This is a genomic window from Pseudomonas sp. SDT291_1_S447 (genome assembly GCF_054070155.1).
This window is the reverse complement of sequence record NZ_JBSVXS010000077.1, coordinates 1-26,642: the sequence shown is the minus strand read 5'-3', so window position 1 is coordinate 26,642 and position 26,642 is coordinate 1. Positions and strand designations below refer to the sequence as shown.

Sequence of the window (26,642 nt, the reverse complement as noted above, 5' to 3'; positions counted from 1 at the left end):
TCGCTGTAAGAGCGAAACCGCCAGCGGCAGCACCCGCAGCAACGGATATGCCCCCAAACCCAAACCAACCCCCAAAAACGCAGACAAACAAAAACGCCCGGCATAAACCGGGCGTTCTGTATTGACTTGATTAACGAGCGCGGTAAGTAATGCGCCCTTTGCTCAAGTCATAGGGCGTCAGCTCGACGCGCACTTTGTCACCGGTAAGAATACGAATGTAGTTCTTGCGCATCTTGCCGGAAATATGCGCGGTTACGACGTGCCCATTTTCCAACTCCACACGAAACATGGTGTTGGGCAGGGTGTCGACGACAGTGCCTTCCATTTCGAAGCTGTCTTCTTTCGACATGCAGTAAAGCCCTCGGTATCCAATGAATGGCCCGGTGCAACTGCGCCAGGCAAAAGCGGCGTGCATTGTGCCCGAAAAATGGTGTTTACGCCAAGGGGTTTACGGCTTGGGTTTAGTTGAGGATGACCCAGCGCTGATTAATCAGCAATTCGATGGGTCGGTATTGCGTCTTGTAGTTCATCTTTTTGCAGTTCTTGATCCAGTACCCGAGGTACACCGCCTCAAGCCCGAGGCGCTGTGCCTCGCCGATTTGCCAGAGGATGGCAAATCGGCCAAGGCTGCGACGCTCTTCGTCGGGTTCGTAGAAGGTGTATACGGCGGACAAACCGTTCGGCAGTAAATCGGTCACCGCCACGGCGAGCAACCGTCCGTCGAGTCGGAACTCGTAAAACCGCGAGAAGGGCAGATCGCGTACCAGAAATGTCGAGAATTGATCACGGCTCGGAGGGTACATGTCACCGTCGGCGTGGCGTTGTTCGATATAGCGCTGGTACAGATCGAAATATTCTTCGCTGAACTGCGGCTTGGCCGGGCGCACCTGCAAATCCGTGTTGCGCTTGAAAATCCGCTTTTGCTGACGATTAGGCGTGAACTGCGCCACCGGAATGCGCGCAGGCACGCACGCATTGCAGTTCTGGCAATGTGGGCGGTACAGATGATCGCCGCTGCGACGAAAGCCCATTTCCGACAGGTCTGCGTAGACATGCACATCCATGGGCTGGCTCGGATCGAGAAACAGGGTCGTGGCCTGCTCCTCGGGCAGATAACTGCAAGAGTGAGGCTGAGTGGCATAGAACTTCAACCGCGCCAACTCGGTCATGATCAACCCTCGGGATAAGCTGGTGAATTAAGTGTAAGCCACGCGCGCAAAAGTCGCTCAGCAAACCCAAGTGGCACGATTGGGTTGATCCAGGTGATTTGCCAGATAGTCGGCGAATTGCTGACGAGGAATCGCCCGCGCGCCGAGGCTGTGCAGATGATCGGTGGGCATTTGACAGTCGATCAGCACGAATCCCGAGTCTTTCAGATGGCGCACCAGGGTGGCAAAGCCGTATTTGGAAGCATTGTCGGCGCGGCTGAACATTGATTCGCCGAAAAACAGTTGGCCCATTGCCAGGCCATACAGGCCGCCGACCAGCTCGCACTGATCCCAGACTTCCACGGAATGGGCGAAGCCGCGGCGATGCAATTCAATGTAGGCATCCTGCATGGCTTCGGTGATCCAGGTGCCGTCGGCGTAATCCCGGGGCGCAGCACAGGCGCGGATCACGGCGTCGAAGTCCTGATCGAAGGTCACTTGATAGCGTTTCTGACGCAGCAGTTTGCCGAGGCTGCGCGAGACATGCAGCTCGTCGGGAAACAACACTGTGCGCGGATCCGGTGACCACCAGAGAATCGGTTGGCCCTCGGAAAACCACGGAAAACAGCCATGACGATAAGCGGCGATCAAACGATCGGCGGACAGATCGCCACCGGCGGCGAGCAATCCGTTGGGGTCGCGCATGGCCTTTTCCAGCGGTGGAAAGGTCAGGGAGTTACGTTGTAACCAAGTCAGCATGGCATCCGGGCTTGCAGAAGGGGTGGGCGGGGCGAGCTGTTGGGCTCGCGGTAAAGTGTGCCGCTAAACGTTGCGAATGTCGTCTCGATCCTGCGCGACGTTCGCCGCATTGCAACTTGGCGAGACGGACGCGGTCGTAACCGAGCGCTGTGGCCCGGCGCCTGGCCGGCATGGCGAGCGCTCAGCGACAGTTCAGAAGGCCTGGATGGCAATGCTTCGCTACGTTCATCAAATACACCTCATAAGCCTTTGTCACAAAAGACAATGCGTGCTCAAATTGAAGAGCAGGTTTTATGCGCTTGGCTATGCTCAATGCTGGGGTTTGAAGCATGGCATCCGACGCACAAACCCGTACAATGCCGGGCTGTTACAGAATATTCGCCGGGCACTGTTTTGATACCTGTGTTTATAAAAGCAGCAGCGCAGTGTTAAAAGTAGTCTCAGTTGTGCCCGTCAACTTTTTTACCTGCCTGGATTGGGCAGTTTTTTATCGTCATTCAATAGATGGACGCGCCTCGGGCGCAGGAAAAGAAGCGTTTTGAAGAAATCCACCGAAGCACCAAAAACCGTCGTTCCGCTCTGGCGCCAACAGTTGCACTACCGGCTCAAGGAAGGTGCATTGATCGCCATCGGTGCCTTGTGCCTGTTCCTGATGATGGCTTTGCTGACCTACGGCAAGGACGATCCGGGCTGGAGCCACAACAGCAAGATCGACGACGTGCAAAATTTTGGCGGTCCGGCGGGCTCCTACAGCGCCGACATCCTGTTCATGGTGCTGGGTTACTTCGCCTACATCTTCCCGTTGCTGCTGGCGATCAAGGCCTACCAGATCTTCCGCCAGCGCCACGAACCGTGGCAGTGGAGCGGCTGGCTGTTCTCCTGGCGTCTGATCGGTCTGGTGTTTCTGGTGCTGTCCGGCGCTGCGCTGGCGCATCTGCACTTTCACGCGGCCTCGGGTCTGCCGGCGGGTGCCGGTGGTGCGCTGGGCGAAAGCCTCGGCAATCTGGCAAAGAACGCGCTGAACATTCAGGGCAGCACGCTGTTGTTCATCGCGCTGTTCCTGTTCGGCCTGACGGTGTTCACCGACCTGTCGTGGTTCAAGGTGATGGACATCACCGGCAAAATCACTCTCGACCTGTTCGAACTGTTCCAAGGTGCGCTTAATCGCTGGTGGTCGGCACGTACCGAACGCAAACAACTGGTTGCGCAACTGCGTGAAGTCGACGATCGCGTGCATGACGTGGTCGCGCCGACGGTCACCGACAAGCGTGAGCAGGCCAAAGTCAAAGAACGCCTGATCGAACGTGAGCAAGCTCTGAGCAAGCACATGTCCGATCGCGAGAAACAAGTGCCGCCGGTTATCGCCCCGGCCCCGGCCAAGGCGCCCGAGCCAAGCAAGCGCGTGCAGAAAGAGAAACAGGTGCCGTTGTTCGTCGACAGTGCCGTGGAAGGCACCTTGCCGCCGATCTCGATTCTTGATCCGGCGGAAAAGAAACAACTCAATTACTCCCCGGAATCCCTGGCGGCGGTCGGCCACTTGCTGGAGATCAAGCTCAAGGAATTCGGCGTTGAAGTCACGGTGGATTCGATCCACCCCGGCCCGGTGATTACCCGTTACGAAATCCAGCCTGCCGCCGGCGTCAAAGTCAGCCGCATCGCCAACCTCGCCAAAGACCTTGCGCGTTCCCTGGCCGTGACCAGTGTGCGGGTGGTCGAGGTGATTCCGGGCAAGACCACCGTCGGTATCGAGATCCCCAACGAAGACCGGCAGATCGTGCGCTTCTCCGAAGTGCTGTCGACGCCTGAATACGACAACTTCAAATCGCCGGTCACCCTGGCACTCGGTCATGACATCGGCGGCAAACCGGTCATCACTGACCTGGCGAAGATGCCGCACCTGCTGGTGGCCGGTACCACCGGTTCCGGTAAGTCGGTGGGTGTGAACGCGATGATCCTGTCGATCCTGTTCAAGTCCGGCCCGGAAGACGCCAAGCTGATCATGATCGACCCGAAAATGCTGGAACTGTCGATCTACGAAGGCATTCCGCATTTGCTGTGCCCGGTTGTGACCGACATGAAAGACGCCGCCAACGCCCTGCGCTGGAGCGTTGCCGAGATGGAGCGCCGCTACAAGCTGATGGCGAAGATGGGCGTGCGAAATCTGTCCGGCTTTAACGCCAAGGTCAAGGAAGCCCAGGACGCCGGCGAGCCGTTGAGCGATCCGCTGTACAAGCGCGAAAGCATTCACGACGAAGCACCGCTGTTGCAGAAGCTGCCAACCATCGTCGTGGTGGTCGACGAATTCGCCGACATGATGATGATCGTCGGCAAGAAGGTTGAAGAACTGATCGCCCGTATCGCCCAGAAGGCCCGTGCCGCCGGTATTCACTTGATCCTCGCGACCCAACGGCCATCGGTGGACGTGATCACCGGTCTGATCAAGGCCAACATTCCGACGCGTATGGCGTTCCAGGTGTCGAGCAAGATCGACTCCCGAACCATCATCGATCAGGGCGGCGCCGAACAACTGCTCGGTCACGGTGACATGCTCTATATGCCGCCAGGCACCAGCCTGCCGATCCGTGTTCACGGCGCGTTCGTCTCCGACGATGAAGTACACCGTGTGGTCGAGGCGTGGAAACTGCGCGGCGCACCGGAATACAACGATGACATCCTCAACGGTGTCGAAGAAGCCGGCAGCGGTTTTGAAGGCAGCAGCGGTGGCGGCGACGGCGATGATCCGGAAGCCGACGCGCTGTATGACGAAGCGGTACAGTTCGTACTCGAAAGCCGTCGCGCCTCGATTTCCGCGGTACAGCGCAAGTTGAAGATCGGCTACAACCGCGCCGCACGGATGATCGAAGCCATGGAAATGGCCGGGGTCGTCACCTCGATGAACACCAACGGTTCCCGTGAAGTCCTGGCCCCAGGCCCGGTACGCGACTGATTCCAAAGCAAGAGGCGGGACAATGATGTGCCGCCGCTCTCCCAACGAGTATTCAAGAGGACTCCCATGCGTCTTATCCGCATGTTGCTGCCAGTACTGGCGCTGACCACTCTCACGGCGCACGCCGATCAAAAGGACGTGGCGCGTCTGACCCAATTGCTGGAAACATCCAAGACCCTGAGTGCGAACTTCTCGCAGCTGACCCTCGACGGCAGCGGCACGCAGTTGCAGGAAACCACCGGCGACATGACCCTGCAGCGTCCGGGCCTGTTCTACTGGCACACCAATGCGCCGGCCGAGCAGACCATGGTTTCCGACGGCAAGAAGGTCACGCTGTGGGACCCGGATCTGGAACAGGCGACGATCAAGAAACTCGACGAGCGTCTGACCCAGACCCCGGCACTGTTGTTGTCCGGCGATGTTTCGAAGATCAGCCAGAGCTTTGATATCAGCGCGAAAGAGGCGGGCGGCGTGATCGACTTCACGTTGAAGCCGAAAACCAAGGACACCTTGTTCGACAACCTGCGCCTGTCGTTCCGCAACGGTCTGCTTAACGATATGCAACTGATCGACAGCGTCGGCCAGCGCACCAATATCCTGTTTACCGGGGTCAAGGCCAACGAGCCGGTGCCAGCCTCCAAGTTCAAGTTCGACATCCCCAAGGGTGCCGACGTGATCCAGGAATAAACCCAAAACCCTTTGTAGGAGTGAGCCTGCTCGCGATTCGATTTGTCAGTCACATCTTCATCGTCTGACCCACCGCTATCGCGAGCAGGCGAAGGCCTACAGGGTCAATGATCGGCAAAATAGAGGTTTCAACGCTACGTGATGGATCTGTTTCGCAGTGCACCGATTGCCCAGCCACTGGCCGCGCGTTTGCGTGCGACCAATCTGGATGAGTACGTCGGTCAGGAGCACGTGCTCGCTCGCGGCAAGCCTCTGCGGGAGGCGCTGGAGCAGGGTGCCCTGCATTCGATGATCTTCTGGGGTCCGCCGGGCGTGGGTAAAACCACCCTGGCGCGGTTGCTTGCGGAAGTCTCTGATGCGCATTTTGAAACGGTTTCGGCGGTGCTTGCCGGGGTCAAGGAGATCCGTCAGGCCGTTGAAATCGCCAAGCAGCAGGCCGGCCAGTACGGCAAGCGCACGATTTTGTTCGTCGATGAAGTGCACCGCTTCAATAAGTCTCAGCAGGACGCGTTCCTGCCGTACGTTGAAGACGGCACGCTGATCTTCATCGGCGCCACCACTGAAAACCCTTCGTTCGAACTCAACAACGCCTTGTTGTCGCGTGCCCGCGTCTACGTGCTGAAAAGCCTCGACGAAGCGGCGCTGCGCAAACTGGTGCATCGCGCGCTCACCGAAGAACGCGGTCTGGGCAAGCGCAACCTGACGCTGAACGACGAAGGCTTCCAGATGTTGCTGTCCGCCGCTGATGGCGATGGCCGGCGTCTGCTCAATCTGCTGGAAAACGCCTCGGACCTGGCTGAAGACAATAGCGAGATCGGCACCGAGCTGCTGCAAAGCCTGCTCGGCGACACGCGTCGGCGTTTCGACAAGGGTGGCGAGGCGTTCTACGACCAGATCTCGGCGCTGCACAAATCGGTACGCGGCTCCAACCCCGACGGCGCGTTGTATTGGTTTGCGCGGATGATCGACGGTGGTTGCGATCCGCTGTACCTGGCCCGGCGCGTGGTGCGCATGGCCAGCGAAGACATTGGCAACGCCGACCCGCGCGCCCTCAGCCTGTGCCTCGCGGCGTGGGAGGTGCAGGAGCGCCTCGGCAGTCCGGAAGGCGAGTTGGCCGTGGCCCAGGCCATCACTTATCTGGCCTGCGCGCCGAAGAGCAATGCGGTGTACATGGGCTTCAAAACCGCCCTGCGCGCCGCTGCCGAAAATGGCTCGCTGGAAGTGCCGCTGCACCTGCGCAACGCCCCGACCAAACTGATGAAACAATTGGGCTACGGTGACGAATACCGCTACGCCCACGACGAACCGGACGCCTACGCCGCCGGCGAAGACTATTTCCCGGAAGAGCTCGATCCCATTCCGTTCTACCAACCGGTGCCGCGCGGCCTGGAATTGAAGATCGGCGAGAAGCTCAACCACCTCGCTCAACTTGATCGTTTAAGCCCTCGGCAGCGGAGAAAATAGTGCTTCCATTGATCATTGCGGTCTCCGCCGGCGGGGTTGCCGGCACCTTGTTGCGCTTCGCCACCGGCAATTGGGTCAACGCCAATTGGCCGCGGCACTTCTATACCGCGACGCTGGCCGTTAATATCGTGGGCTGTTTGTTGATTGGCGTGCTGTACGGCCTGTTTTTGATACGCCCGGAAGTGCCGATCGAGGTGCGCGCCGGGCTGATGGTTGGCTTCCTCGGGGGGCTGACGACTTTTTCATCCTTTTCACTGGATACGGTGCGCCTGCTGGAAAGCGGGCAAGTGCCGCTGGCCCTGGGCTATGCGGCACTCAGCGTATTCGGCGGGCTGCTCGCGACGTGGGCCGGCCTGTCTTTGACCAAACTTTGATAACGAGAAACCGACATGCTCGATTCCAAACTGTTACGTAGCAACCTTCAGGACGTAGCGGACCGCCTGGCTTCCCGTGGCTTTGCCCTGGATACCGCGCGCATCGAAGCGCTGGAAGAACAGCGCAAGACCGTCCAGACCCGCACCGAAGCACTGCAGGCTGAGCGTAACGCGCGTTCCAAATCCATCGGTCAGGCCAAGCAGCGCGGCGAAGACATCGCGCCGTTGATGGCGGACGTCGAGCGCATGGCGGGCGAACTGAGTGCCGGTAAAGTCGAGCTGGACGCGATCCAGACCGAGCTGGACTCGATCCTGCTCGGCATCCCGAATCTGCCACACGAATCCGTTCCGGTCGGCAAAGACGAAGACGACAACGTCGAAGTGCGCCGCTGGGGCACGCCGACTGCTTTCGATTTCGAAGTGAAAGACCATGTGGCTCTGGGCGAGAAGTTCGGCTGGCTGGATTTCGAAACCGCCGCCAAGCTGTCCGGCGCCCGTTTCGCCTTGCTGCGTGGCCCGATCGCCCGTCTGCACCGCGCACTGGCGCAGTTCATGATCAACCTGCACGTCAACGAGCACGGCTACGAAGAGGCGTACACGCCTTATCTGGTTCAGGCCCCGGCACTGCAAGGCACCGGTCAACTGCCGAAGTTCGAAGAAGACCTGTTCAAGATCGCGCGCGAAGGCGAAGCCGATCTGTATTTGATCCCGACAGCCGAAGTATCGCTGACCAACATCGTTGCCGGCGAAATCGTCGACTCGAAACTGCTGCCGATCAAGTTCGTTGCCCATACTCCGTGCTTCCGCAGCGAAGCCGGCGCGTCGGGTCGCGACACGCGCGGCATGATCCGTCAGCACCAGTTCGACAAAGTTGAAATGGTCCAGATCGTTGAGCCATCGACTTCGATGGAAGCGCTGGAAGGTCTGACTGCCAACGCTGAAAAGGTGCTGCAATTGCTCGGTCTGCCTTATCGCACCCTGGCACTGTGCACCGGCGACATGGGCTTCAGCGCGGTCAAGACTTACGATCTGGAAGTGTGGATCCCGAGCCAGGACAAGTACCGCGAAATCTCCTCGTGCTCGAACTGCGGCGATTTCCAGGCCCGTCGCATGCAGGCGCGTTTCCGCAACCCGGAAACCGGCAAGCCTGAGCTGGTGCACACCTTGAACGGTTCCGGTCTGGCCGTAGGCCGTACGCTGGTTGCCGTGCTGGAAAACTACCAGCAGGCCGACGGTTCGATCCGTGTGCCGGACGTGCTCAAGCCGTACATGGGTGGCCTTGAGGTCATCGGCTAAATGAAATATCTGCCGCTGTTTCACAACCTGCGCGGCAGTCGTGTGTTGGTCGTCGGTGGGGGGGAAATTGCCTTGCGCAAATCCCGCCTGCTGGCCGATGCCGGTGCGCTGCTGCGGGTGGTCGCACCTGAAATCGAAACGCAACTGCGTGAACTGGTTACTGCTTCTGGCGGTGAATGCCTGTTGCGCGGTTACGTTGAGGCGGATCTGGACGGTTGCGGGCTGATCATTGCCGCTACCGACGATGAGATGCTCAACGCACAAGTCTCCACCGATGCGCACAAGCGCTGCGTGCCGGTCAACGTGGTCGATGCGCCTGCCTTGTGCAGCGTGATCTTCCCGGCGATCGTCGATCGCTCGCCGCTGATCATTGCCGTGTCCAGCGGCGGCGATGCACCGGTGCTGGCGCGTTTGATCCGCGCCAAGATCGAAACCTGGATTCCGTCGACATACGGCCAATTGGCCGGGCTCGCCGCGCGTTTCCGTAATCAGGTGAAAGGCCTGTTTCCGGATGTGCAGCAGCGTCGTGGTTTCTGGGAAGATGTATTTCAGGGACCGATTGCCGATCGGCAACTGGCCGGGCAGGGCGCTGAAGCCGAGCGTCTATTGCAAGCCAAGATCGATGGCGAGGCCATGGTCACCACCGGCGAGGTGTATCTGGTCGGTGCGGGCCCGGGCGATCCGGACCTGCTGACCTTCAAGGCTTTGCGCCTGATGCAGCAAGCCGACGTGGTGCTGTACGACCGCTTGGTCGCGCCAGCGATTCTAGAATTGTGCCGTCGCGATGCCGAGCGGGTCTACGTTGGCAAGCGTCGTTCTGATCACGCCGTGCCGCAGGATCAGATCAACCAGCAACTGGTCGATCTGGCCAAGGCCGGCAAGCGTGTGGTGCGGTTGAAGGGCGGCGATCCGTTTATCTTCGGCCGTGGTGGTGAAGAGATCGAAGAACTGGCGGCCCACGGCATTCCGTTTCAGGTGGTGCCGGGGATCACCGCAGCCAGCGGTTGCGCGGCATATGCCGGGATTCCGCTGACCCATCGGGATTACGCGCAGTCGGTGCGTTTTGTCACCGGGCATTTGAAGGACGGTTCCACCGATCTGCCATGGGCCGACCTCGTCGCCCCGGCGCAGACGCTGGTGTTCTACATGGGCCTGGTCGGCTTGCCGGTTATCTGCGAACAACTGATCAAGCATGGTCGTTCAGCCGATACCCCGGCGGCATTGATTCAGCAGGGCACCACGGTCAATCAGCGCGTCTTTACCGGCACGCTGGCTGATCTGCCGCGACTGGTGGCGGAGCATGAAGTGCATGCGCCGACACTGGTGATCGTTGGTGAAGTGGTGCAACTGCGCGAGAAACTGGCGTGGTTCGAAGGGGCTCAGGCGCAGGTCTGAGTCAGATCAAAAGATCGCAGCCTTCGGCAGCTCCTACATGAGAATGCGTTCCCTGTAGGAGCTGCCGAAGGCTGCGATCTTTGCTTTTTGCTATTAACCCTTCAACCAAACCCCTTTGCCAGCCAGCCGTGCCCGATCATGGACGACGTTGAAATCCTGCTCCGGCCCCTTCGGCACAACCCCTGTCGGGTTAATCGTCTTGTGACTGCCGTAGTAGTGATTCTTGATGTGCTGGAAATCCACCGTCTCGGCAATCCCCGGCAACTGATACATCTCCCGCAGCCAGTTCGACAGATTCGGGTAATCGGCAATCCGCCGCAGGTTGCACTTGAAGTGCCCGTGATACACCGCGTCGAAACGAATCATCGTAGTGAACAAACGGATGTCCGCTTCGGTGAGGTATTCACCCGACAAGTAGCGATTGGCACCCAGTACCTGCTCCAGATGATCCAGCTCGGCAAACACCTCATCGAACGCTTCTTCATAAGCCTGTTGCGACGTCGCAAAGCCTGCGCGATACACGCCGTTGTTCACGGCCGGATAAATCCGCTCGTTCAGCGCATCGATCTCGCCACGTAGCGGCGCCGGGTAGAAGTCCAGATCGTTGCCAGTCAAATCATCAAAGGCGCTGTTGAACATGCGGATGATCTCCGCCGATTCATTGCTGACGATGCGTTTGAGCTTCTTGTCCCACAACACCGGCACAGTAACGCGGCCGGTGTAATCGGCAGTGTCGGCGGTATAGCGCTGGTGCATGAAGTCGAAGCCGTCGAGCTTGTCGCCGGTTGAGCCGAGTGCCGTGTCGAAGGTCCAGCCGTTTTCCAGCATCAGCCAACTGACCACTGAAACGTCGATGAGGCTTTCCAGGCCTTTGAGCTTGCGCAGGATCAGCGTGCGATGCGCCCATGGACAGGCGAGGGAAACGTAGAGGTGATAGCGCCCGGCTTCAGCGGCAAAACCGCCTTCACCGCTGGGGCCGGGTTCACCCTTGGCGGTAACCCAGTTGCGGCGTTTGGCCTGTTCGCGCTGGAACGCGCCGTCCTTGCTGCTTTCGTACCACTTGTCCTGCCAGTGGCCATCGACGAGTAAACCCATGATCAAGACTCCGTAAACCAATAATCGTTGGAGTCGAGTCTATTCCGATGAGTTCGAACAAAAAGCGCAAAGATCGGGCGTGAATGATCGGTTAAATCGATTTGTTCCGCGCGGCCCAGTACTGCTCGGCGGTTGCGAAGGCTTGTTCGCGGTTTTGACCGAGGCCGCGCAAGGCCAGGGCCATGGTCGCTATCAGGGCCATTTGCGGGTAACTGTCGACCACCTCGCCACGCCAGACGGCTTTCAGATGTTCAACGTCCAGGGTCGCCGGTTTGACGTGGCGTTGCGCCGACAATTGCGGCCATTCCTCGTCCCAGCTCTCGCCACCGGTGGTGCCGTAGAGGTGGCTGTCGGCATCCGGGTTGATCTCGATTTCGCCGCCATCGCCCTTGACCACAATCGCCGTGTCGCCAAGCAAACCACTGGCATCGCGATGCACGGCCTGATAGCCCGGATGGAAAATGCTTTGCAGCCCGCAACGCGCGCCCAGCGGATTGAGAATCCGCGCCAGGGAATGGATCGGCGAACGCAGGCCCAAGGTGTTGCGCAGGTCGATCATGTTCTGCAACTGCGGCGCCCAGTCCACCAGCGACATGAACGCCAGCCCACCGTTATCCAGCGCCGTTCCGACCTGCTGCCAAGTGCGGCACAGCGGAATGTTCAACTCGCCGAGCAGTTGCTCGCTGTAGAGCCGCCCGGCCGTGTGTGCGCCGCCGCCGTGCATAAAGATGCGCACGCCGTTCTGTGCCAGACACTTGGCCGCCAGCAGATACCACGGCAGATGGCGCTTCTTGCCGGCATATGTCGGCCAGTCCAGATCGACGTTCAGCTTTGGGGCCTGCAAGCGCTCGCGCAGGGCTTCGGTGAAACCGGCCATCTCCTCGGCGCTTTCTTCCTTGTGCCGCAGCAACATCAGGAACGCGCCGAGTTGGGTGTCCTCGACCTTGTCGTCAAGGACCATGCCCATGGCTTCGCGGGCTTCTTCGCGGGTCAGGTCGCGAGCGCCACGTTTGCCTTTGCCGAGGATGCGCACGAATTGGGCGAACGGGTGTTCGGCAGGGGTTTCGAGGGTCAGTGCTGGAAAGTCGGTCATAAGCAATTCGTCGGTTTGGGCAGGCCCGCCAGTTTTGCGGCGAGTTTGGCGGGGGTGCCTTTGAACAGTCGGTTCAGGTGCAGGCTGTTGCCTTTGTCCGGGCCGAGTTTCAACGCGGTGTACTTGATCAGCGGCCGGGTGGCCGGGGACAGCTGGAATTCTTCGTAGAAGCTTCGCAGCAGTTCGAGGACTTCCCAGTGTTCGGGCGTCAACTCGATCTCTTCGGCAGCGGCGAGGGCGCTGGCAACGTCGGCAGACCAGTCGCTCAGGTCGACGAGAAAGCCGTCCTTGTCCAGTTCGATGGCGCGGGCGCCGACGGTCATGGAATTCATAGCCAGCTGTTGACCTTGTCGTGGTTGATCGACAGTTCGACGAAGGCCGGGTAATCGATGGCTTCGGCCCAGTCTGGAACTTCGATGGCGCGGGCCTGTGCATCTTCGGCAAGGACGAATAATTTGATTTGGCGTTGTTCCAGTGTAGTGAACGGCGCGGTGCCTGGTTGCAACGCATACACCGCATCGCCGGAGAGCAGCAATGCATCAGCGCTGCCGATCAGGCGCAGGCAACTGGTCAGGCGATCGTCGCCAAACGGGGAATGAGACAACACATGCAAAGTCGACATCAGAGGGTGATCACCTGGTCGTAACGGTCAATAAGGGCGGTGATTTGCTCGGTAGCGAGCGGCTGCGCGTCGTCTAGCGAGAAGTTGCCGAGGCCACGGATGGTGGCGCTCTCGGCGCAGTAGAACAACTCTTCAACGCCAAACATCGGCAGCGCTTGCAGGTTGGCGCTGAGGTCTTTTTGCTGCAGGGCCTTGGCGTTCTGCCCGGCAGCCAGTTGCAGCACGCCGTCATCGAGAAACAGCAAGCCGATCGGTAGATCGAAGGCGCCGCCGGCCAGCACGATGTCCAGCGCCTCACGGGCAGCGGGGCCGGACCACGGCGATTGACGGCTGATGATCAACAGGGACTTGGCCATCTCACGCACCTCCGAAGCAGATCAAACGGTCGGCGTCTTGCACCGCGTCATGCAACTGACCGAGACCAGACAATTCCCACGGCGCGCTGATCGAAATCGCTTCACGCTGGTAGCGCTTGGCTTCTTCAGCATTTAGCGCACCACGGCGCAGGGCGGCGGCGATGCACACCACGCCGTCCAGATTCTGCTCGCTGATGAAAGTGCGCCATTGTTTGGGCAGGTCAAGTTCGTCCTGCGGGGTAACCACCGCATCCGAAGCGTTATAAACGCCGTCCTGATAGAAAAACAGCCGGACAATCTCATGCCCACCGGCCAGCGCAGCCTGTGCAAACAGCAGGGCGCGGCGCGAGGAGGGCGCATGGGCGGCGGAAAACAGCGCAATGGCGAACTTCATGACGGACTCGATCAGCAAAACTGCGGCCATGATAAAGCTTTATCGAAGCCGCCGCGAAACCTTGTAGGCCTTCGCCTGCTCGCGATAGCGGTCTGTCAGCTGGTGAAGATGAAGAATGTGCCGGCGCCTTCGCGAGCAGGCTCACTCCTACAGAGATTTTTGTTGTCCTCGGTTAGCGAGGCATATAGCCCAACTGCCAGCGCCGCGGGATTTTCAGAGAGAGCAGCCCGATCATCGCGGCCAGCAACCCGCTGACGAACATCGCCTTCAGTCCCAGATGATGTTCCAGTACCGCCCCCAGAATTGCGCCGATAAACATCCCGCTCCATGGCACCAGTTGCACCCGCCAGCCACTGCGCCGTTCGCCAAGCATCCAGCGACCCAATCCACGGCCGAATCGCGACAACGCGCCAGTCACGTAAGTCAGCCCGACCGGTAAGCCATTCACTTCTTCGACGGCCGCATTGAGCATGCCCATTGCAACGATCGCCGCCAGCAACGCCGGCAGTTGGGTGTCGAAAGGCCAAGCAGCCGCCGCGCACAGCAGGGTGGCGATACACAGCAGCAGTGGCAACGCCCGACGTCCACCGAAACGTGCAACGACCACCCCCAAGGCATTGCCGACAATAAATGTTGCGACGAGGATCAACAGACGCACAGTCAACCCGACATCGACATCGACATCGCCATCGCTGATCGCCACGGCGAGTCGGGTGGTGTTGCCGCTCATGAACGAGACGAAGTCGCCGCTGGCCATAAAGCCAATGGCGTCGGTCATTCCGGCCAGCACCGAGAGGCTGGCCACCAGCGCCAGACCAATCCGCCCGCGCCACTTTTGTGTGTGCAGATGGCCGGGGCTGGCGCGGTGAGTCGAGGCGGATGGCAGCATGAGTGCGGTGTCCTTGGGCGACAGTTACGGTTCTATGCCATACAGATCGCAATACTCCAGCCAATCCATCCCGGCCATTTCCGCGACTTCACGGTGAACTTCCAGCCGCTGCGCCTGATACTCCTCAGGCGAGTCGGCCGTCAGTTGCAGGGTCAACTCCCAGGCAAACAGCCCGAGACTTTCCGCTTCGGCCTCAAACGCTTCATGCAGTCGCTCTTCACGATATTGCGCTTGAGTTTCGCCTTTGGCCTGGGCCAGCAACGGGTTGAGGTGATCGAGGCTTTCGCGCAGTTCGGGACGCGCGTCGAGAAATACTTTCAGGGCATGTTCATGTCGCTGGTCGGTAGGCGCCATGTGTTTTCCTTGTGAGGCTGATGACCTTAGGTTGCCGCAGCGGCCCGCGCGTGTCGCGCTATAAATGCAGTAAAGCAGAACGATTTCTGCTGCTGCGGTGATACAGTCCGCTTTTTTCTGAATGAGCGAATGCAATGCGAATTCTGATGGTAGCGCTGGCGGCGACGCTGCTGGCCGGTTGCGCAGGCTCGGTGATGGACGATGCTCGCACCAAAGCCCCCTATAAAGTACTGACTTCGAATAAAGCCGAGAAAGTCGTCGCCCAGTGTGTGCAGTTCGGCTGGCAGGACGAGGCGGTGTTCGGCGTGGACGCGGCGGCGTATCTGGAACCGCGCAAGTCGGGCGGGACGACGGTGTATACCCGGTCGGGTGAGTCGTTTGTCGACGTGATTACCGAGGCCTCGGGTACGACGTTGAATTACTACGCGCAGAAGGACGACTTTGTCGCCAAGCGCCGGTTGGCGGCTTTAGCGACCTGCCTGTAGGGGCGATGGTCGCGGTGAGGTTCAAGCCGCCTTCGCGAGCAAGCTCGCTCCCACATCGATTCTTTGTCGGTCACTCATCCAGTGTGGGAGCGAGCTTGCTCGCGAAGGGGGCGTCACATTCAACCGTTCAGGCGCTTCTGGAAAAAATGCCGCTTGTGCCCCGGCGGATAGTCGACGATCTCACCAAACTGGCTATATCCAAGCTTCTTGTAGAACTCCGGTGCCTGAAAGTCGAACGTGTCGAGCCATGCGCCGATGCAGCCTTTCTCACGCGCCAGCTCTTCGGCCATGTGCATCAGCTTCGAGCCAATTCCCTGGCCCCGGCCTGCTTCAGGCACTGACAGCAAATCGATGAACAACCACTGGCAGACCAATCGGCCATAAAGTCCGCCCAGAATCTGGTCGTGATCATCGCGCACCAGTAGGGTGAGCGGCTCTGATACCGCGATCCCGGCCTTGGCCACGTTATAAGCATGCAGGGGCGCCAAAATGGCCTGGCGTTCTTCTTCTGTTGAGTTTTGCGACAGCTCGATGCGCAAGTTCATGCATGACTTCCTTGTGGTTTGAATCCGCAGCCTATCCTGCCCCGAGGCCATCTTCCAAGCCCTTCCTCAACCCGTTGGAACTGCCGCTCTCGCGTCGAGGTCTAGCCTTTACAGCGTCATTCCAGCACGCGGTTGATAAGGAACTCCCATGAATATTTTCGAAGCCCTTCGCGAAAGCCATGATCGCCAGCGCAGCTACGCCAAAACCCTGATCGAAACCAGCGGCGATACGCCGGAGCGGGTCGAAGCCTACAAACAGCTCAAGGCAGAGCTCCAGGCCCATGAAACTGCTGAAGAGCGCCATTTCTACATTCCGTTGATGGAGCTTGATGACGGTGTCGATCTGAGTCGCCATGCCATCGCTGAACACCATGAAATGGACGAGATGATGGAAGAGCTTGATGAGACCGAGATGTCCAGCCCGGCCTGGCTGGCCATCGCGAAAAAGCTTTCTGACAAGGTTCATCACCATCTCAAGGAAGAAGAGCAGAAGTTCTTCCAGATGGCCGGCAAGTTGCTCAACGAAAAACAGAAAGAACAACTCGCCGGGCAGTACGAAAAGGAGTTCAACGCACAGTTGCCATGAGTACTGAATGGCAGCTTTTGCAGCATTTGCGTGTAATCTTTTGACCACATCTCAGGTGGGCGTTGTCGCAGAAGGCTGTATATGCATCCAGTATTTGCGGTGTTTTTACGGTTCAAGGCTGCTGACTGCGACAAAACCGCCGATGGACAAAAAATCCGTCTCCGTTAGCTTGAAGGCCTCTCCTCGGAAAGGAGAGTTCTTAAATCAACGGAGTGAAAAACATGAATCAACCACAAGCACAAACCCAACTGCGACACGGTCGTGTCATATCCCCTGCAAGCCGCGGTGCGGTAGCGATCGAGCAAGGATTGCTCGGTGCCTGGCAGGTCAACGAAATGGAAGGCGGGAAGAACTTCCCGGCGCTGGCGGCGGGGCCATTTCCGGCGCCTTACCAGAGTGACTCGGACAGTGTCACGCCACCGGCCGATGGCCACATCCTCAGCGGCGGCAAGAGCGATGCCCGCGACTGTGTGAACTTCACCAATGATGAAATGAGCAAGAAACTCGCTCGTCCGTTCACCTGGCCGCTGCTCAATGTCACCCCGGGACAAACCCTCGAAATCAAATGGGAATACACCGCGCCGCACACCACCCGCGGCTACCGCTGGCTGATCACCAAGGATGGCTGGGACCCGAAACAACGCATCAGCCGCGCGCAACTGGAAGCGCAACCGTTCTTCGAGGACTTCTACACTCAGGTGCCTTATTACAGCTATCCGAATGAGCTGAAGGCCAAGGTCAATCACACGGTGAAACTACCGGCCAACAAGAAGGGCCATCACGTGATCGTGCTGATGTGGATCGTTGCCAACACCGGTAACGCCTTCTATCAGGCTTTCGACGTCGACTTCAAATAACGGCGATATGTCGTCAAACCCACACGTTCTGAAGGATTAGAACATGTCACAAATCGATTTCTCTTTAGTGCAAAGCGCGGCGAGCGATGCCGCTTCGCTGATGCCGAGCATTGCCGGTAAAAAGATCCTCATGGGCTTCTGGCACAACTGGCCTGCGGGTCCGAGCGATGGTTACCGCCAGGGTCGCTTCGCCAGCCTCTCGCTTGAGGAGGTGCCCAAGGAGTACAACGTGGTCGCGGTGGCCTTCATGAAGGGCAGCGGGATTCCGACCTTCAAGCCGTTCAACGTTTCCGATGCCGAGTTCCGCCGCCAGGTCGGCGTGCTCAACAGCCAGGGGCGAGCAGTGTTGATTTCCCTCGGCGGCGCCGATGCGCACATCGAATTGCGCAGTGGTCAGGAACAAGCGCTGGCCAATGAAATCATCCGTCTGGTGGAAACCTATGGTTTCGACGGGCTGGACATCGATCTTGAACAGAGCGCGATTGACTTCGCTGCCAACAAGACTGTTCTGCCAGTCGCACTGAAACTGGTCAAGGATCACTACGCAGGTCAGGGCAAGCACTTCATCATCAGCCTGGCCCCGGAGTTTCCATACCTGACCAGCACCGGCAAATATGTGAGTTACCTGCAGGCACTGGAAGGCTACTACGACTTCATCGCCCCGCAGTTCTACAACCAGGGCGGTGACGGAGTCTGGGTACCGGAAGCCAACAACGGCGCGGGTGCGTGGATTGCGCAGAACAACGATGCGCTGAAGGAGGATTTCCTCTTTTACCTGACTGAAAGTCTGGTGACCGGCACTCGCGGCTTCACGCGGATCCCGGCGGACAAGTTCGTGATCGGCCTGCCGGCCAACAACGATGCGGCGGCCACTGGTTATGTGATCGACAAAACCGTGGTCGGTAACGTCCTTAAACGCCTGGCGATCAAAGGGCTGCCGATCAAAGGCTTGATGACCTGGTCGGTGAATTGGGACAACGGCACCAGTAAGGATGGCTTGCCGTACAACTGGGAGTTCAGTCGGCGTTATGGGCCGTTGATTCATGGAGTGAGTTCCGCCGAGTCGGATGTCGATGACAAGCTTTCGCACATCGCTCGTTAGTTGCAAATAAAGAAGCCCGGTAGCGCTGCCGGGCTTTTTTTGTTTGCGCAATTATTCGACCATGGCGGCTTATTCAGGAAACAGGATCAAGCGTCATGTCCAACACAGCCGAGCGGGTCAACATCGTCGACACTCAGGTGTTGTCCCATGACTGGTATCTGCTGAAGAAAATCACTTTCGACTATCACCGCAACAATGGTGAGTGGCAGCGTCAGACTCGTGAAGTCTATGACCGAGGCAACGGTGCAGCGATTTTGTTGTTCAACCGTGAACAGCGCACGGTGGTACTGACCCGGCAGTTCCGCTTGCCGGTGTTCGTCAATGGCCATGACGGATTGCTGATCGAGGTGGCTGCCGGGTTGCTTGAAGGCGCTGCGCCGGAGCAACGGATTCGCGATGAAGCCGAAGAGGAAACCGGCTATCGCGTACACGACGTGAAGAAGGTGTTCGAGGCGTACATGAGTCCCGGTTCGGTGACCGAAAAGCTGCATTTTTTCATTGCCGAATACGACGCGGCAGCGAAGGTCAGCGACGGTGGTGGTCTGGAAGAGGAGACCGAAGAACTGGAAGTGCTGGAGTGGCGATTCGACGAAGCGTTGGCAGCGTTTCAGCGCGGTGAGATCTGCGACGCCAAGACCATCATGCTGCTGCAGTATGCGGCGATGAATAACCTGTTCGGCGCTTGATTCAGAACAGCGCGCCGGTTTTGCCAATTTGCGACCACTGCCCACCCTCCAGGGTCAGCAAGCGCTCTTTCGCCTCGAGTCCACCGGCAAACCCGGTCAACTTTCCGGACGCGCCGATCACCCGATGACACGGCGCGACAATGGAAATCGGGTTGCGTCCGTTCGCAGCACCCACCGCCCGCACGGCGCTGGGGCTGCCAATCTGCTCGGCAATCTGGCTGTAAGTGCGTGTCTCGCCAAATGGAATGGTCAGCAACGCCACCCAGACCTTTTTCTGAAAGTCGGTGCCAGCGAAATCCAGTTCCAGATCAAAACAGTCCCGCGTCCCGGAAAAATATTCTTCAAGTTGTCGAGCCGTTCGAATTAGGATCGGGTTGTCGTGTGCCTCGCTCATCGGTCCGAGGCGCACGCGGTTCGGTTTGTCGTTTTCCCAGAGGATGGCCGCCAGTCGTGAGCCGTTCGCGACCAGCTTCAGCTCGCCGACGGGCGAGGGCAGGGTGATGAACGTATAAGGCATGACGGCAGGTTCCTGATCAGGGCGGCAACAGTGCCCAGCATACTGCCTGATCGGGGAGGCGCAATACGCAAAGCCGACCATACTGCTTGGTGCTCTTGAAGCGTTCCTCCTCTGTTTTGCACAGACCCTGAAAACAACAAAAAAGAGATCGACTCATGAAGTACGAACCTTTGGCCAAATCGCTGATAGCGACCTCACTGGCACTCAGCTGTCTCATGGCTCACGCGGCGTCGGTGGCACCGGTTGCCGCGGAAAACGGCATGGTGGTCACCGCACAACATCTGGCCACGCATGTGGGTGTCGACGTATTGAAAAGTGGCGGTAACGCCGTCGATGCGGCGGTCGCCGTGGGTTACGCGCTGGCGGTGGTTTATCCCGCAGCCGGCAACCTCGGTGGTGGCGGTTTCATGACCATTCAATTGGCGGACGGACGCAAGACTTTCCTCGATTTCCGCGAAAAAGCGCCGTTGGCGGCGACTGCCAACATGTACCTCGACAAGGAAGGCAACGTCATTCCCGACTTGAGCACCCGTGGCCATTTGGCGGTGGGTGTGCCCGGCACGGTCTCTGGCATGGAACTGGCGCTGAGCAAATACGGGACCAAGCCGCGCAAGGAGATGATTGCCCCGGCGATCAAACTGGCGGAAGACGGTTTCGAACTGGAGCAGGGTGACGTCGAGCTGCTGGAATACGCCACCGATGTGTTCAAGAAGGACATGCGCGATTCCGGCTCGATTTTCCTGCACAACGGTGAGCCGATGCAGGTCGGGCAGAAACTGGTGCAGAAGGATCTCGGCAAAACTCTGCGGACCATTTCCGAAAAAGGCGCGGACGGCTTCTATAAAGGCTGGGTCGCCGACGCCATCGTCACCTCGAGTCAGGCCAACAAAGGCATCATCACCCAGGCCGACCTCGACAAATACAAGACCCGCGAACTGGCGCCAGTGGAGTGTGACTACCGTGGTTATCATGTGGTCTCGGCGCCACCGCCAAGCTCCGGCGGCGTGGTGATCTGCCAGATCATGAACATCCTCGAAGGCTATCCGATGAAGGATCTGGGCTTCCATTCGGCCCAGGGCATGCACTACCAGATCGAAGCGATGCGCCACGCCTATGTCGATCGCAACAGCTACCTCGGCGATCCGGATTTCGTCAAAAATCCGATCGAGCACCTGCTGGACAAGAACTACGCGACCAAACTGCGCGATGCTATCCAGCCGCAAAAGGCCGGCGTGTCGGCTGAGCTCAAGCCTGGTGTAGCGCCTCATGAAGGCAGCAACACCACCCACTATTCGATCGTCGACAAGTGGGGCAATGCGGTGTCGGTCACCTACACCCTCAACGACTGGTTCGGCGCGGGCGTGATGGCGAGCAAAACCGGGGTGATCCTCAACGACGAAATGGACGACTTCACCTCCAAAGTCGGCGTGCCGAACATGTACGGTCTGGTGCAGGGCGAAGCCAATGCCATTGCTCCGGGCAAGGCACCGTTGTCATCGATGAGCCCAACCATCGTCACCAAGGACGGCAAAGTGGTAATGGTGGTCGGTACTCCTGGCGGCAGCCGTATCATCACGGCGACGTTGCTGACCATGCTCAACGTCATTGACTACGGCATGGGCCTGCAGGAGGCGGTCGATGCGCCACGCTTCCATCAGCAGTGGATGCCGGAAGAAACCAATCTCGAAGACTTCGCCGCCAGCCCGGACACGAAGAAGATCCTCGAGAGCTGGGGCCACAAGTTCGCCGGCCCGCAGGACGCCAACCACATCGCCGCTATTCTGGTCGGTGCGCCGTCGTTGGGCGGTAAGCCTGTCGGCAAAAACCGCTTCTACGGCGCTAACGATCCACGCCGCAACACCGGCTTGTCACTGGGTTACTGAGGGGCGTAAAAAAGGGGGCGGGCTTACGTCCGCCCCTGTCTCAAGGACTGATCAAGGAAGGCTCATCATGACCACCGCATTACTGATCATCGACGTCCAGCGCGCTCTCTGCTCGGGCGAATACCAGTGCCATGACATTCACCGGGTGATCGACACCATCAACGGTCTCAGCACCCGCGCCCGCCAGGCAGGTGTGCCAGTGGTGCTGATTCAGCACGAAGAAAAGGACAGCCCGTTGGTCCAGGGTGCCGAAGGCTGGCAACTGGCCGAAGGGCTTGAGACATCGCCCAAAGACCTGCGCGTACGCAAAACCACCCCGGACTCGTTCTACCAGACTGACTTGCGCAAACTGCTGCCGAGTGAAGATTTCGAAAAACTGGTCATCTGCGGCCTGCAAACCGATTACTGCGTCAACGCCACCGTGCGTCAGGCCCATCAACTGGGTTATGACGTGGTGCTCGTTGCCGACGCCCATTCCACCGTCGACAACGGCAACATGAGCGCCGAAGACATCATCGCCGAACACAACAAGGATCTGGCGCATCTGACTGGTGCTACTGGCCGCATCGACGTCAAACCCGCCGCCGACATCACGTTCTGACAACCCACGCAAAACCTGTAGGAGTGAGCCTGCTCGCGATAGCAGTGTGTCAGTTGGCGCAGAATCGTCTGACTGGACGCTATCGCGAGCAGGCTCACTCCTACAGTGGGGATTTCCGCTGGCAGCACTGGCATACTGCGCGCCGTCCGAAGAATGGAATCTCTCGATGTTCGCGATCTCCCTGCGTCATGCCTTGGCGCTGATGTCCCTTGCGTTTGCCGCTGTCACCCAGGCCAGCAGTTTCGATTGCGCCACGGCCAACAGCAAAACTGAAAAAGCCATTTGTGGCGATCCGCAGATTTCGCTGTTCGACGAGAAGCTGGGCAAGCTGTGGCATTCGACATTGGCTAATGTCCCCGATGCCCAAGCCCTCAAGACTGACCAGCGGCAGTGGCTGAAAAATCGCAACGCCTGTGGTGAGCAGACGGCCTGTTTGCGCCGCCAGTACCTGATGCGCCTGACCGAACTTGAACACGCCACTCAGCCCTTCAGTTGGGACGCGACCTGGCAGCTTGTTCCGCCGGGGACTTCAACCTCGGCGACGGTGATAACCCAGCGCCGCGATGCTACGCACATCAGCATCGACATTACGGCAGCTGAGGGCGCCAACTCCGGTGATCTGGATGGCATCGCCACACTCAAGGACGGTAAGGCCGTTTATTCGGAAGACGAGTGCACCCTGTTGTTCACTCCCATCAACGGTGTGCTGGAAATTTCGCACGTGGGTGCAGGCGGATATTGCAGTGCCGGATTGGGCGTCTATTACACCGGCCGTTTTGTCGCCTCGCAGCAACCGCTGGCGCTGGATTACGACATGCTCAGCCTGGGCTTGGCTCAAACTCCGGATGAGAACCAGGCACTGCACACGTTGCTCAAGACTGATTATCAGACGCTGGTGGAAAAGTCCGGCTCGTTGATGACCGCTGAGCCTTCCGCTGATGTGCCGGGCAGTCAGGTCTGGGAGATGTGGATGCGCGGCCTCGGCGGTACCGGCGTCGTGATGCGGTCAACCGCTGGGCATTTCTGGGTGCTGCTGGTGACCTACGACAGTACCGGGCACTCGCATCTGCGCTATTACACCAACGCTGCGAAATGGAAAAAACGTCTACCCGACGCCTTGCACGACTGGAACGAGCGCATGAAAGATCATCTGGAACTCCCCGTAGACTTCATGCCCTGATCTGCGCAGCACTCCTCCATCACGTCGCAAACAAAACCCCACGAATCTTGCCCACCCGCGGCGCCATCACCACGCCCTCCAGCACCATGCGCGTGATCGTCTGCGCCGCCGTTTGATAATCCTCATCCTGCGGCACTTCGCGCCCCATGATCCGGCCCATCTGCCAGCCAATATTGGTGTACGTGCGCGTCGCCGACCAGATGAACAGCATCAAATGCTCAGGATCCACCGGCGCCAGCAAACCGCGTTCTATCCAACTGCGCAAACATTCAACGTTGCGCCGTGCTTCGGCCTGCAACAGATCGCGGCATTCGTCCGGCAACTGTCGACCGCCGAGCAGCAACTCGCCACTGAACACCTTGGCAATCGCCGGATGCTCGCGGGCAATACGAATCCGCGCGGCAACGTAAGCACGCAGCCCCGTCAGCGGATCATCGCTTTCACGCAGCACTGCCGAGGCTTCCAGCAGCGGTTCGACAAAACCCAGCAGCACTTTGCCGTAGAGGTTTTCCTTGGTCTGGAAGTAGTAATACAGATTGGCCTTGGGCACGCCGGCACGCGCCGCGATATCGCGGGTCTGGGTGGCGTCGAAGCCGTTGGCGGCAAATTCTTCGCTGGCGGCGGCGAGGATCAATTGCTCGTTGCGGACGCGGATGGCGCTCATGGACACACAGGTTGGCTGGATGGCATGGAAAGGTTCTGGCGATTTCGGTTTCGCAATATACAAAACTATACAGCGATGAGGCCAGCACACTTGAAGGGCAGCGCTATGCTGTTTCGATCATTGATTGGAAATGGAGTGAAGACATGACCCTTCAGGCAATGCGGGCCGACTCGACACACCTCGATGCGGTGGCGCAGTTATTCGACGCTTATCGCGGGTTCTACCAGCAACCGTCGAACCTTGAGCAATCGCGTACCTTCATCGCCGAGCGCATGGCCGGCGATGAATCAGCGATTTTTCTCGCGCAGGATGAACACGGCGAAGCGCTGGGTTTCGTGCAGTTGTATCCGACGTTCTCGTCCATCGATGCGCACCGTACCTGGCTGCTCAGCGATCTGTTCACCGCACCCGCCGCCCGTGGGCGCGGGGTTGGCCGACTGTTGATGAACATTGCGCGGGATTTTGCAATGGAGACCGGCGCCAAAGGACTGATGCTCGAAACCGCAACCGACAACTTCACCGCGCAGGGGCTGTATGAATCATTGGGTTATGTCCGCGATACGGGTTACTACACCTATTTGCTCGACTTGCGTCAGGGCTGAACGGCCGCCATCAGCATTTGCTCGATCTGCGCCAATTCCCAGGTACTGAGCAAACTCACCGGATCGGTGCCGTAACGCTGCCAGCTCTCCAGCGCACCTTCTTGCCCATCGTCGCTGCGGGCAAATTCACAGTGGTGTAACCGCCCACCTTCAACATCCAGCAGCAGGCGCCAGCCCTCGATATCGACCGCGACTAGTCCGGCTGCGGTGGGCACATCGCAGATGTTGAAAGCGAGCACACCCAGCGCCGCTTCACGCAAACGCTGGCACACCTGGCGGGCGCTTAGAAATGCAGACATGTTCAACTCAACGGTTACAGGAGCGCGTCAGCATAAAGCCCGAACCCACAAGTGTCAGCGTTCACTGGCCCGATCCGCGACAATTCCGTAACATCCGCAACCCTCTTTTTCCCGAACACTTGCAGCCGCGCTCAGTGGCTGCTCGATAGGTAAGCCATGAAACCGATTCGTCTGCGCGCCGATGTCCTGGCCGGACTCACCACCTCGTTTGCCCTGTTGCCCGAATGCATTGCGTTCGCGCTGGTGGCGCACCTCAATCCACTGATGGGTCTGTATGGCGCCTTCATCATTTGTACATTGACGGCGTTGTTCGGCGGCCGGCCGGGCATGGTCTCCGGCGCGGCGGGTTCGATGGTCGTGGTCATCGTCGCGCTGGTGGTGCAACACGGCGTGCAGTATTTGCTGGCGACGGTGTTGCTTGGCGGTTTGATCATGATGGCGTTCGGGCTGCTGCGCCTGGGCAAACTGGTGCGCATGGTGCCGCATCCGGTGATGCTCGGTTTCGTCAACGGGCTGGCGATCATCATTGCGCTGGCGCAGCTGGAGCATTTCAAAAGCGGTGAGGAATGGCTCAGCGGTACGCCGCTGTACCTGATGACCGGGCTGGTGGCGCTGACCATGGCCATCGTTTACCTCTTGCCGCGTCTGACAAAAGCGGTGCCACCGGCGCTGGTGGCGATCCTCGGCGTCGGCCTGTTGGTCTACCTGTTCGGCCTGCCGACCCGCACCCTTGGCGACATGGCGCACATCGCCGGTGGCTTGCCGACTTTCGCTTTGCCGGACATCCCGTGGAATTTCGAAACCCTGCGCACCATTGCGCCTTACGCGATTTTGATGGCGCTGGTCGGTTTGCTGGAAACCCTGCTGACGTTGAACCTCACCGATGAAATCACTGAAACCCGTGGTTATCCGGATCGTGAGTGCGTAGCGCTTGGTGCGGCGAATATGGTCTCGGGTGCGTTCGGCGGTATGGGCGGTTGCGCGATGATCGGTCAGACGGTGATCAATCTTAGCTCCGGTGGGCGCGGGCGTTTGTCCGGTGTGGTCGCGGGCGTGCTGATTCTTTTGTTCATTCTGTTTCTGTCGCCGCTGATCGAGCGTATTCCGCTGGCGGCGCTGGTGGGTGTGATGTTTGTGGTGTCGCAGCAGACTTTTGCCTGGGCGTCGTTGCGGGTGGTGAACAAAGTGCCGCTTAACGATGTGCTGGTGATCATTGCTGTGACCACTATTACGGTGTTCACTGATCTGGCCACTGCGGTGCTGTGCGGCATCATTATCGCTGCGCTTAACTTTGCCTGGCAGCAGGCCCGCGAGTTGTACGCTGATGAGCATCTGGAGGCTGACGGCAGCAAGCTTTATCGTTTGCATGGCACGTTGTTTTTTGCCTCGACTGCGCCGTTTCTTAATCAGTTCGATCCGGCTAATGATCCGGCTCGGGTGACTTTGGATTGTCGGCATTTGAGTTTTGTTGATTATTCGGCGATTGCGGCGTTGAAGACTTTGCGCGAGCGTTATGCGAAGGCGGGGAAGCATTTGCAGGTGTTTCATTTGTCTGAGCGGTGCAAGAAATTGCTGAAGCGGGCGGGGGAGGAGCATCACTGATTATCTGGTTGACTGGGTATATATCCGTTGCTGCGGTCACGGCGGCTTAGGGTTTCGCCCTTACGGCGACTCACTTTTTTTACAAACGCCTAAAAAAAGTAAGCAAAAAAACGCTTGCTCCTACGTGCGGCCCGCTCGCTGGGGCTCGGGGTTCCTTCGC

General features: G+C 58.9%; 30 protein-coding genes and 1 pseudogene. 16 read left to right on the top strand and 15 right to left on the bottom strand.

Annotated features, from left to right (window positions below; genetic code table 11):
• Window positions 1–130 precede the first annotated feature (130 nt).
• The 3 genes from infA to aat all read right to left on the bottom strand — a co-directional run bounded on the left by infA (window position 131) and on the right by aat (window position 1,907).
• Window positions 131–349, bottom strand: a complete 219-nt coding sequence (gene infA / locus ACW9IR_RS20795) for a translation initiation factor IF-1 (RefSeq protein ID WP_002553999.1) — start codon at window positions 347–349, stop codon at window positions 131–133.
• A gap of 112 nt (window positions 350–461) precedes the next feature.
• Window positions 462–1,169 (bottom strand): arginyltransferase, encoded by a 708-nt coding sequence (locus ACW9IR_RS20790; RefSeq protein WP_102899351.1) that lies wholly within the window; start codon window positions 1,167–1,169, stop codon window positions 462–464.
• A gap of 57 nt (window positions 1,170–1,226) precedes the next feature.
• Window positions 1,227–1,907 (bottom strand): leucyl/phenylalanyl-tRNA--protein transferase, encoded by a 681-nt coding sequence (gene aat / locus ACW9IR_RS20785; protein ID WP_102899350.1) that lies wholly within the window; start codon window positions 1,905–1,907, stop codon window positions 1,227–1,229.
• Window positions 1,908–2,445: 538 nt separating this feature from the next.
• Between aat and ACW9IR_RS20780 the strand changes: the two genes are divergently transcribed.
• The 6 genes from ACW9IR_RS20780 (at window position 2,446) to cysG (ending at window position 10,070) form a co-directional block, all read left to right on the top strand.
• Entirely contained in the window at window positions 2,446–4,854 is a 2,409-nt protein-coding gene (locus tag ACW9IR_RS20780) for a DNA translocase FtsK (RefSeq protein WP_034155142.1), read from the top strand.
• 66 nt (window positions 4,855–4,920) lie between these two features.
• A complete protein-coding gene (lolA, locus tag ACW9IR_RS20775) occupies window positions 4,921–5,541 on the top strand; it encodes an outer membrane lipoprotein chaperone LolA (protein WP_038369698.1) in 621 nt (206 codons plus the stop codon).
• Between the two features lie 141 nt (window positions 5,542–5,682).
• Window positions 5,683–7,005, top strand: a complete 1,323-nt coding sequence (locus tag ACW9IR_RS20770) for a replication-associated recombination protein A (protein ID WP_034155144.1) — start codon at window positions 5,683–5,685, stop codon at window positions 7,003–7,005.
• Complete coding sequence (gene crcB, locus ACW9IR_RS20765) at window positions 7,005–7,379, top strand: fluoride efflux transporter CrcB (protein ID WP_007908079.1); 375 nt, start codon at window positions 7,005–7,007, stop codon at window positions 7,377–7,379. The genes ACW9IR_RS20770 and crcB overlap by 1 nt, the downstream gene beginning before the upstream one ends.
• A gap of 15 nt (window positions 7,380–7,394) precedes the next feature.
• Window positions 7,395–8,675, top strand: a complete 1,281-nt coding sequence (serS, locus tag ACW9IR_RS20760) for a serine--tRNA ligase (protein ID WP_007908080.1) — start codon at window positions 7,395–7,397, stop codon at window positions 8,673–8,675.
• Window positions 8,676–10,070 (top strand): siroheme synthase CysG, encoded by a 1,395-nt coding sequence (cysG, locus tag ACW9IR_RS20755; protein WP_457464952.1) that lies wholly within the window; start codon window positions 8,676–8,678, stop codon window positions 10,068–10,070.
• Window positions 10,071–10,163: 93 nt separating this feature from the next.
• Here the strand turns inward: cysG and ACW9IR_RS20750 are convergent, their stop codons facing one another.
• The 8 genes from ACW9IR_RS20750 to ACW9IR_RS20715 all read right to left on the bottom strand — a co-directional run bounded on the left by ACW9IR_RS20750 (window position 10,164) and on the right by ACW9IR_RS20715 (window position 14,873).
• Window positions 10,164–11,165 carry a glutathione S-transferase family protein gene (locus ACW9IR_RS20750; RefSeq protein WP_457464950.1) on the bottom strand — a complete coding sequence of 334 codons (1,002 nt, stop codon included), beginning with the start codon at window positions 11,163–11,165 and terminating at the stop codon, window positions 10,164–10,166.
• A 91-nt stretch (window positions 11,166–11,256) separates the two neighbouring features.
• Window positions 11,257–12,258, bottom strand: a complete 1,002-nt coding sequence (locus ACW9IR_RS20745; RefSeq protein ID WP_457464948.1) for a glycosyl transferase family protein — start codon at window positions 12,256–12,258, stop codon at window positions 11,257–11,259.
• Complete coding sequence (locus ACW9IR_RS20740) at window positions 12,255–12,590, bottom strand: TusE/DsrC/DsvC family sulfur relay protein (RefSeq protein WP_102899345.1); 336 nt, start codon at window positions 12,588–12,590, stop codon at window positions 12,255–12,257. The genes ACW9IR_RS20745 and ACW9IR_RS20740 overlap by 4 nt, the downstream gene beginning before the upstream one ends.
• On the bottom strand, window positions 12,587–12,880 hold the full coding sequence (gene tusB / locus ACW9IR_RS20735; protein WP_457464946.1) for a sulfurtransferase complex subunit TusB: 294 nt from the start codon (window positions 12,878–12,880) through the stop codon (window positions 12,587–12,589). The genes ACW9IR_RS20740 and tusB overlap by 4 nt, the downstream gene beginning before the upstream one ends.
• The gene (gene tusC / locus ACW9IR_RS20730) at window positions 12,880–13,236 is read right to left on the bottom strand and encodes a sulfurtransferase complex subunit TusC (protein ID WP_102899343.1); all 357 of its coding nucleotides are present in this window, start codon (window positions 13,234–13,236) and stop codon (window positions 12,880–12,882) included. The genes tusB and tusC overlap by 1 nt, the downstream gene beginning before the upstream one ends.
• A 1-nt stretch (window position 13,237) precedes the next feature.
• Window positions 13,238–13,630 carry a sulfurtransferase complex subunit TusD gene (gene tusD, locus ACW9IR_RS20725; protein ID WP_102899380.1) on the bottom strand — a complete coding sequence of 131 codons (393 nt, stop codon included), beginning with the start codon at window positions 13,628–13,630 and terminating at the stop codon, window positions 13,238–13,240.
• Between the two features lie 172 nt (window positions 13,631–13,802).
• Window positions 13,803–14,519, bottom strand: a complete 717-nt coding sequence (locus ACW9IR_RS20720) for a YoaK family protein (protein ID WP_457464943.1) — start codon at window positions 14,517–14,519, stop codon at window positions 13,803–13,805.
• Between the two features lie 24 nt (window positions 14,520–14,543).
• Window positions 14,544–14,873, bottom strand: a complete 330-nt coding sequence (locus ACW9IR_RS20715; RefSeq protein WP_034155153.1) for a DUF6388 family protein — start codon at window positions 14,871–14,873, stop codon at window positions 14,544–14,546.
• Window positions 14,874–15,007: 134 nt separating this feature from the next.
• Between ACW9IR_RS20715 and ACW9IR_RS20710 the strand changes: the two genes are divergently transcribed.
• Entirely contained in the window at window positions 15,008–15,358 is a 351-nt protein-coding gene (locus ACW9IR_RS20710; RefSeq protein ID WP_457464941.1) for a hypothetical protein, read from the top strand.
• A 119-nt stretch (window positions 15,359–15,477) separates the two neighbouring features.
• On the opposite strand, the gene ACW9IR_RS20705 is transcribed toward ACW9IR_RS20710, so the two are convergent.
• Complete coding sequence (locus tag ACW9IR_RS20705; RefSeq protein ID WP_223025496.1) at window positions 15,478–15,903, bottom strand: GNAT family N-acetyltransferase; 426 nt, start codon at window positions 15,901–15,903, stop codon at window positions 15,478–15,480.
• A gap of 148 nt (window positions 15,904–16,051) precedes the next feature.
• Between ACW9IR_RS20705 and ACW9IR_RS20700 the strand changes: the two genes are divergently transcribed.
• The 4 genes and pseudogenes from ACW9IR_RS20700 to ACW9IR_RS20685 all read left to right on the top strand — a co-directional run bounded on the left by ACW9IR_RS20700 (window position 16,052) and on the right by ACW9IR_RS20685 (window position 19,134).
• Window positions 16,052–16,489 carry a hemerythrin domain-containing protein gene (locus ACW9IR_RS20700; RefSeq protein WP_016987058.1) on the top strand — a complete coding sequence of 146 codons (438 nt, stop codon included), beginning with the start codon at window positions 16,052–16,054 and terminating at the stop codon, window positions 16,487–16,489.
• Between the two features lie 221 nt (window positions 16,490–16,710).
• Entirely contained in the window at window positions 16,711–17,346 is a 636-nt protein-coding gene (locus ACW9IR_RS20695) for a lytic polysaccharide monooxygenase auxiliary activity family 9 protein (RefSeq protein WP_102899342.1), read from the top strand.
• Window positions 17,347–17,389: 43 nt separating this feature from the next.
• Window positions 17,390–18,391 (top strand): annotated as a pseudogene (locus ACW9IR_RS20690) (chitinase); the annotation flags it as partial.
• A gap of 152 nt (window positions 18,392–18,543) precedes the next feature.
• Window positions 18,544–19,134 carry an NUDIX domain-containing protein gene (locus tag ACW9IR_RS20685; protein ID WP_457464938.1) on the top strand — a complete coding sequence of 197 codons (591 nt, stop codon included), beginning with the start codon at window positions 18,544–18,546 and terminating at the stop codon, window positions 19,132–19,134.
• A gap of 1 nt (window position 19,135) precedes the next feature.
• On the opposite strand, the gene ACW9IR_RS20680 is transcribed toward ACW9IR_RS20685, so the two are convergent.
• A complete protein-coding gene (locus ACW9IR_RS20680) occupies window positions 19,136–19,651 on the bottom strand; it encodes a methylated-DNA--[protein]-cysteine S-methyltransferase (RefSeq protein ID WP_457464936.1) in 516 nt (171 codons plus the stop codon).
• 155 nt (window positions 19,652–19,806) lie between these two features.
• Here ACW9IR_RS20680 and ggt point away from each other — a divergent pair, with 155 nt between their 5' ends.
• The 3 genes from ggt to ACW9IR_RS20665 all read left to right on the top strand — a co-directional run bounded on the left by ggt (window position 19,807) and on the right by ACW9IR_RS20665 (window position 23,315).
• Window positions 19,807–21,534 carry a gamma-glutamyltransferase gene (gene ggt / locus ACW9IR_RS20675; RefSeq protein ID WP_457464934.1) on the top strand — a complete coding sequence of 576 codons (1,728 nt, stop codon included), beginning with the start codon at window positions 19,807–19,809 and terminating at the stop codon, window positions 21,532–21,534.
• Between the two features lie 67 nt (window positions 21,535–21,601).
• Window positions 21,602–22,135: a cysteine hydrolase family protein gene (locus tag ACW9IR_RS20670; RefSeq protein WP_457464932.1), complete on the top strand. Its 534-nt coding sequence runs from the start codon at window positions 21,602–21,604 to the stop codon at window positions 22,133–22,135.
• 166 nt (window positions 22,136–22,301) lie between these two features.
• Complete coding sequence (locus ACW9IR_RS20665; RefSeq protein ID WP_457464930.1) at window positions 22,302–23,315, top strand: lysozyme inhibitor LprI family protein; 1,014 nt, start codon at window positions 22,302–22,304, stop codon at window positions 23,313–23,315.
• A gap of 19 nt (window positions 23,316–23,334) precedes the next feature.
• Here ACW9IR_RS20665 and ACW9IR_RS20660 read toward each other — a convergent pair whose 3' ends face one another.
• Window positions 23,335–23,979: a TetR/AcrR family transcriptional regulator gene (locus ACW9IR_RS20660; RefSeq protein WP_102899335.1), complete on the bottom strand. Its 645-nt coding sequence runs from the start codon at window positions 23,977–23,979 to the stop codon at window positions 23,335–23,337.
• 143 nt (window positions 23,980–24,122) lie between these two features.
• Between ACW9IR_RS20660 and ACW9IR_RS20655 the strand changes: the two genes are divergently transcribed.
• Window positions 24,123–24,581, top strand: a complete 459-nt coding sequence (locus ACW9IR_RS20655; protein ID WP_457464927.1) for a GNAT family N-acetyltransferase — start codon at window positions 24,123–24,125, stop codon at window positions 24,579–24,581.
• On the opposite strand, the gene ACW9IR_RS20650 is transcribed toward ACW9IR_RS20655, so the two are convergent.
• Entirely contained in the window at window positions 24,572–24,880 is a 309-nt protein-coding gene (locus tag ACW9IR_RS20650) for a DUF7693 family protein (RefSeq protein WP_102899333.1), read from the bottom strand. The two genes, ACW9IR_RS20655 and ACW9IR_RS20650, sit on opposite strands and share 10 nt — an antisense overlap.
• A gap of 156 nt (window positions 24,881–25,036) precedes the next feature.
• Here ACW9IR_RS20650 and ACW9IR_RS20645 point away from each other — a divergent pair, with 156 nt between their 5' ends.
• Window positions 25,037–26,482: a SulP family inorganic anion transporter gene (locus ACW9IR_RS20645; protein WP_457464925.1), complete on the top strand. Its 1,446-nt coding sequence runs from the start codon at window positions 25,037–25,039 to the stop codon at window positions 26,480–26,482.
• Window positions 26,483–26,642 lie beyond the last annotated feature (160 nt).

Excerpts from the sequence above, each read along its gene's own strand:
- serS (WP_007908080.1), top strand. The coding sequence starts at position 7,395 with ATGCTCGATTCCAAACTGTTACGTAGCAACCTTCAGGACGTAGCGGAC.
- ACW9IR_RS20715 (WP_034155153.1), bottom strand. The coding sequence starts at position 14,873 with ATGGCGCCTACCGACCAGCGACATGAACATGCCCTGAAAGTATTTCTC.
- tusD (WP_102899380.1), bottom strand. The coding sequence starts at position 13,630 with ATGAAGTTCGCCATTGCGCTGTTTTCCGCCGCCCATGCGCCCTCCTCG.
- ACW9IR_RS20650 (WP_102899333.1), bottom strand. The coding sequence starts at position 24,880 with ATGTCTGCATTTCTAAGCGCCCGCCAGGTGTGCCAGCGTTTGCGTGAA.
- ACW9IR_RS20665 (WP_457464930.1), top strand. The coding sequence starts at position 22,302 with ATGTTCGCGATCTCCCTGCGTCATGCCTTGGCGCTGATGTCCCTTGCG.
- ACW9IR_RS20660 (WP_102899335.1), bottom strand. The coding sequence starts at position 23,979 with ATGAGCGCCATCCGCGTCCGCAACGAGCAATTGATCCTCGCCGCCGCC.
- ACW9IR_RS20685 (WP_457464938.1), top strand. The coding sequence starts at position 18,544 with ATGTCCAACACAGCCGAGCGGGTCAACATCGTCGACACTCAGGTGTTG.
- ACW9IR_RS20670 (WP_457464932.1), top strand. The coding sequence starts at position 21,602 with ATGACCACCGCATTACTGATCATCGACGTCCAGCGCGCTCTCTGCTCG.
- ACW9IR_RS20720 (WP_457464943.1), bottom strand. The coding sequence starts at position 14,519 with ATGCTGCCATCCGCCTCGACTCACCGCGCCAGCCCCGGCCATCTGCAC.
- cysG (WP_457464952.1), top strand. The coding sequence starts at position 8,676 with ATGAAATATCTGCCGCTGTTTCACAACCTGCGCGGCAGTCGTGTGTTG.
- aat (WP_102899350.1), bottom strand. The coding sequence starts at position 1,907 with ATGCTGACTTGGTTACAACGTAACTCCCTGACCTTTCCACCGCTGGAA.
- lolA (WP_038369698.1), top strand. The coding sequence starts at position 4,921 with ATGCGTCTTATCCGCATGTTGCTGCCAGTACTGGCGCTGACCACTCTC.
- ACW9IR_RS20770 (WP_034155144.1), top strand. The coding sequence starts at position 5,683 with ATGGATCTGTTTCGCAGTGCACCGATTGCCCAGCCACTGGCCGCGCGT.
- ACW9IR_RS20790 (WP_102899351.1), bottom strand. The coding sequence starts at position 1,169 with ATGACCGAGTTGGCGCGGTTGAAGTTCTATGCCACTCAGCCTCACTCT.
- ACW9IR_RS20695 (WP_102899342.1), top strand. The coding sequence starts at position 16,711 with ATGAATCAACCACAAGCACAAACCCAACTGCGACACGGTCGTGTCATA.
- ACW9IR_RS20655 (WP_457464927.1), top strand. The coding sequence starts at position 24,123 with ATGACCCTTCAGGCAATGCGGGCCGACTCGACACACCTCGATGCGGTG.
- ACW9IR_RS20745 (WP_457464948.1), bottom strand. The coding sequence starts at position 12,258 with ATGACCGACTTTCCAGCACTGACCCTCGAAACCCCTGCCGAACACCCG.
- ACW9IR_RS20705 (WP_223025496.1), bottom strand. The coding sequence starts at position 15,903 with ATGAACTTGCGCATCGAGCTGTCGCAAAACTCAACAGAAGAAGAACGC.
- ACW9IR_RS20700 (WP_016987058.1), top strand. The coding sequence starts at position 16,052 with ATGAATATTTTCGAAGCCCTTCGCGAAAGCCATGATCGCCAGCGCAGC.
- ACW9IR_RS20740 (WP_102899345.1), bottom strand. The coding sequence starts at position 12,590 with ATGAATTCCATGACCGTCGGCGCCCGCGCCATCGAACTGGACAAGGAC.
- ACW9IR_RS20710 (WP_457464941.1), top strand. The coding sequence starts at position 15,008 with ATGCGAATTCTGATGGTAGCGCTGGCGGCGACGCTGCTGGCCGGTTGC.
- infA (WP_002553999.1), bottom strand. The coding sequence starts at position 349 with ATGTCGAAAGAAGACAGCTTCGAAATGGAAGGCACTGTCGTCGACACC.
- ACW9IR_RS20750 (WP_457464950.1), bottom strand. The coding sequence starts at position 11,165 with ATGGGTTTACTCGTCGATGGCCACTGGCAGGACAAGTGGTACGAAAGC.
- tusB (WP_457464946.1), bottom strand. The coding sequence starts at position 12,880 with ATGTCGACTTTGCATGTGTTGTCTCATTCCCCGTTTGGCGACGATCGC.
- ACW9IR_RS20680 (WP_457464936.1), bottom strand. The coding sequence starts at position 19,651 with ATGCCTTATACGTTCATCACCCTGCCCTCGCCCGTCGGCGAGCTGAAG.
- ggt (WP_457464934.1), top strand. The coding sequence starts at position 19,807 with ATGAAGTACGAACCTTTGGCCAAATCGCTGATAGCGACCTCACTGGCA.
- tusC (WP_102899343.1), bottom strand. The coding sequence starts at position 13,236 with ATGGCCAAGTCCCTGTTGATCATCAGCCGTCAATCGCCGTGGTCCGGC.
- ACW9IR_RS20645 (WP_457464925.1), top strand. The coding sequence starts at position 25,037 with ATGAAACCGATTCGTCTGCGCGCCGATGTCCTGGCCGGACTCACCACC.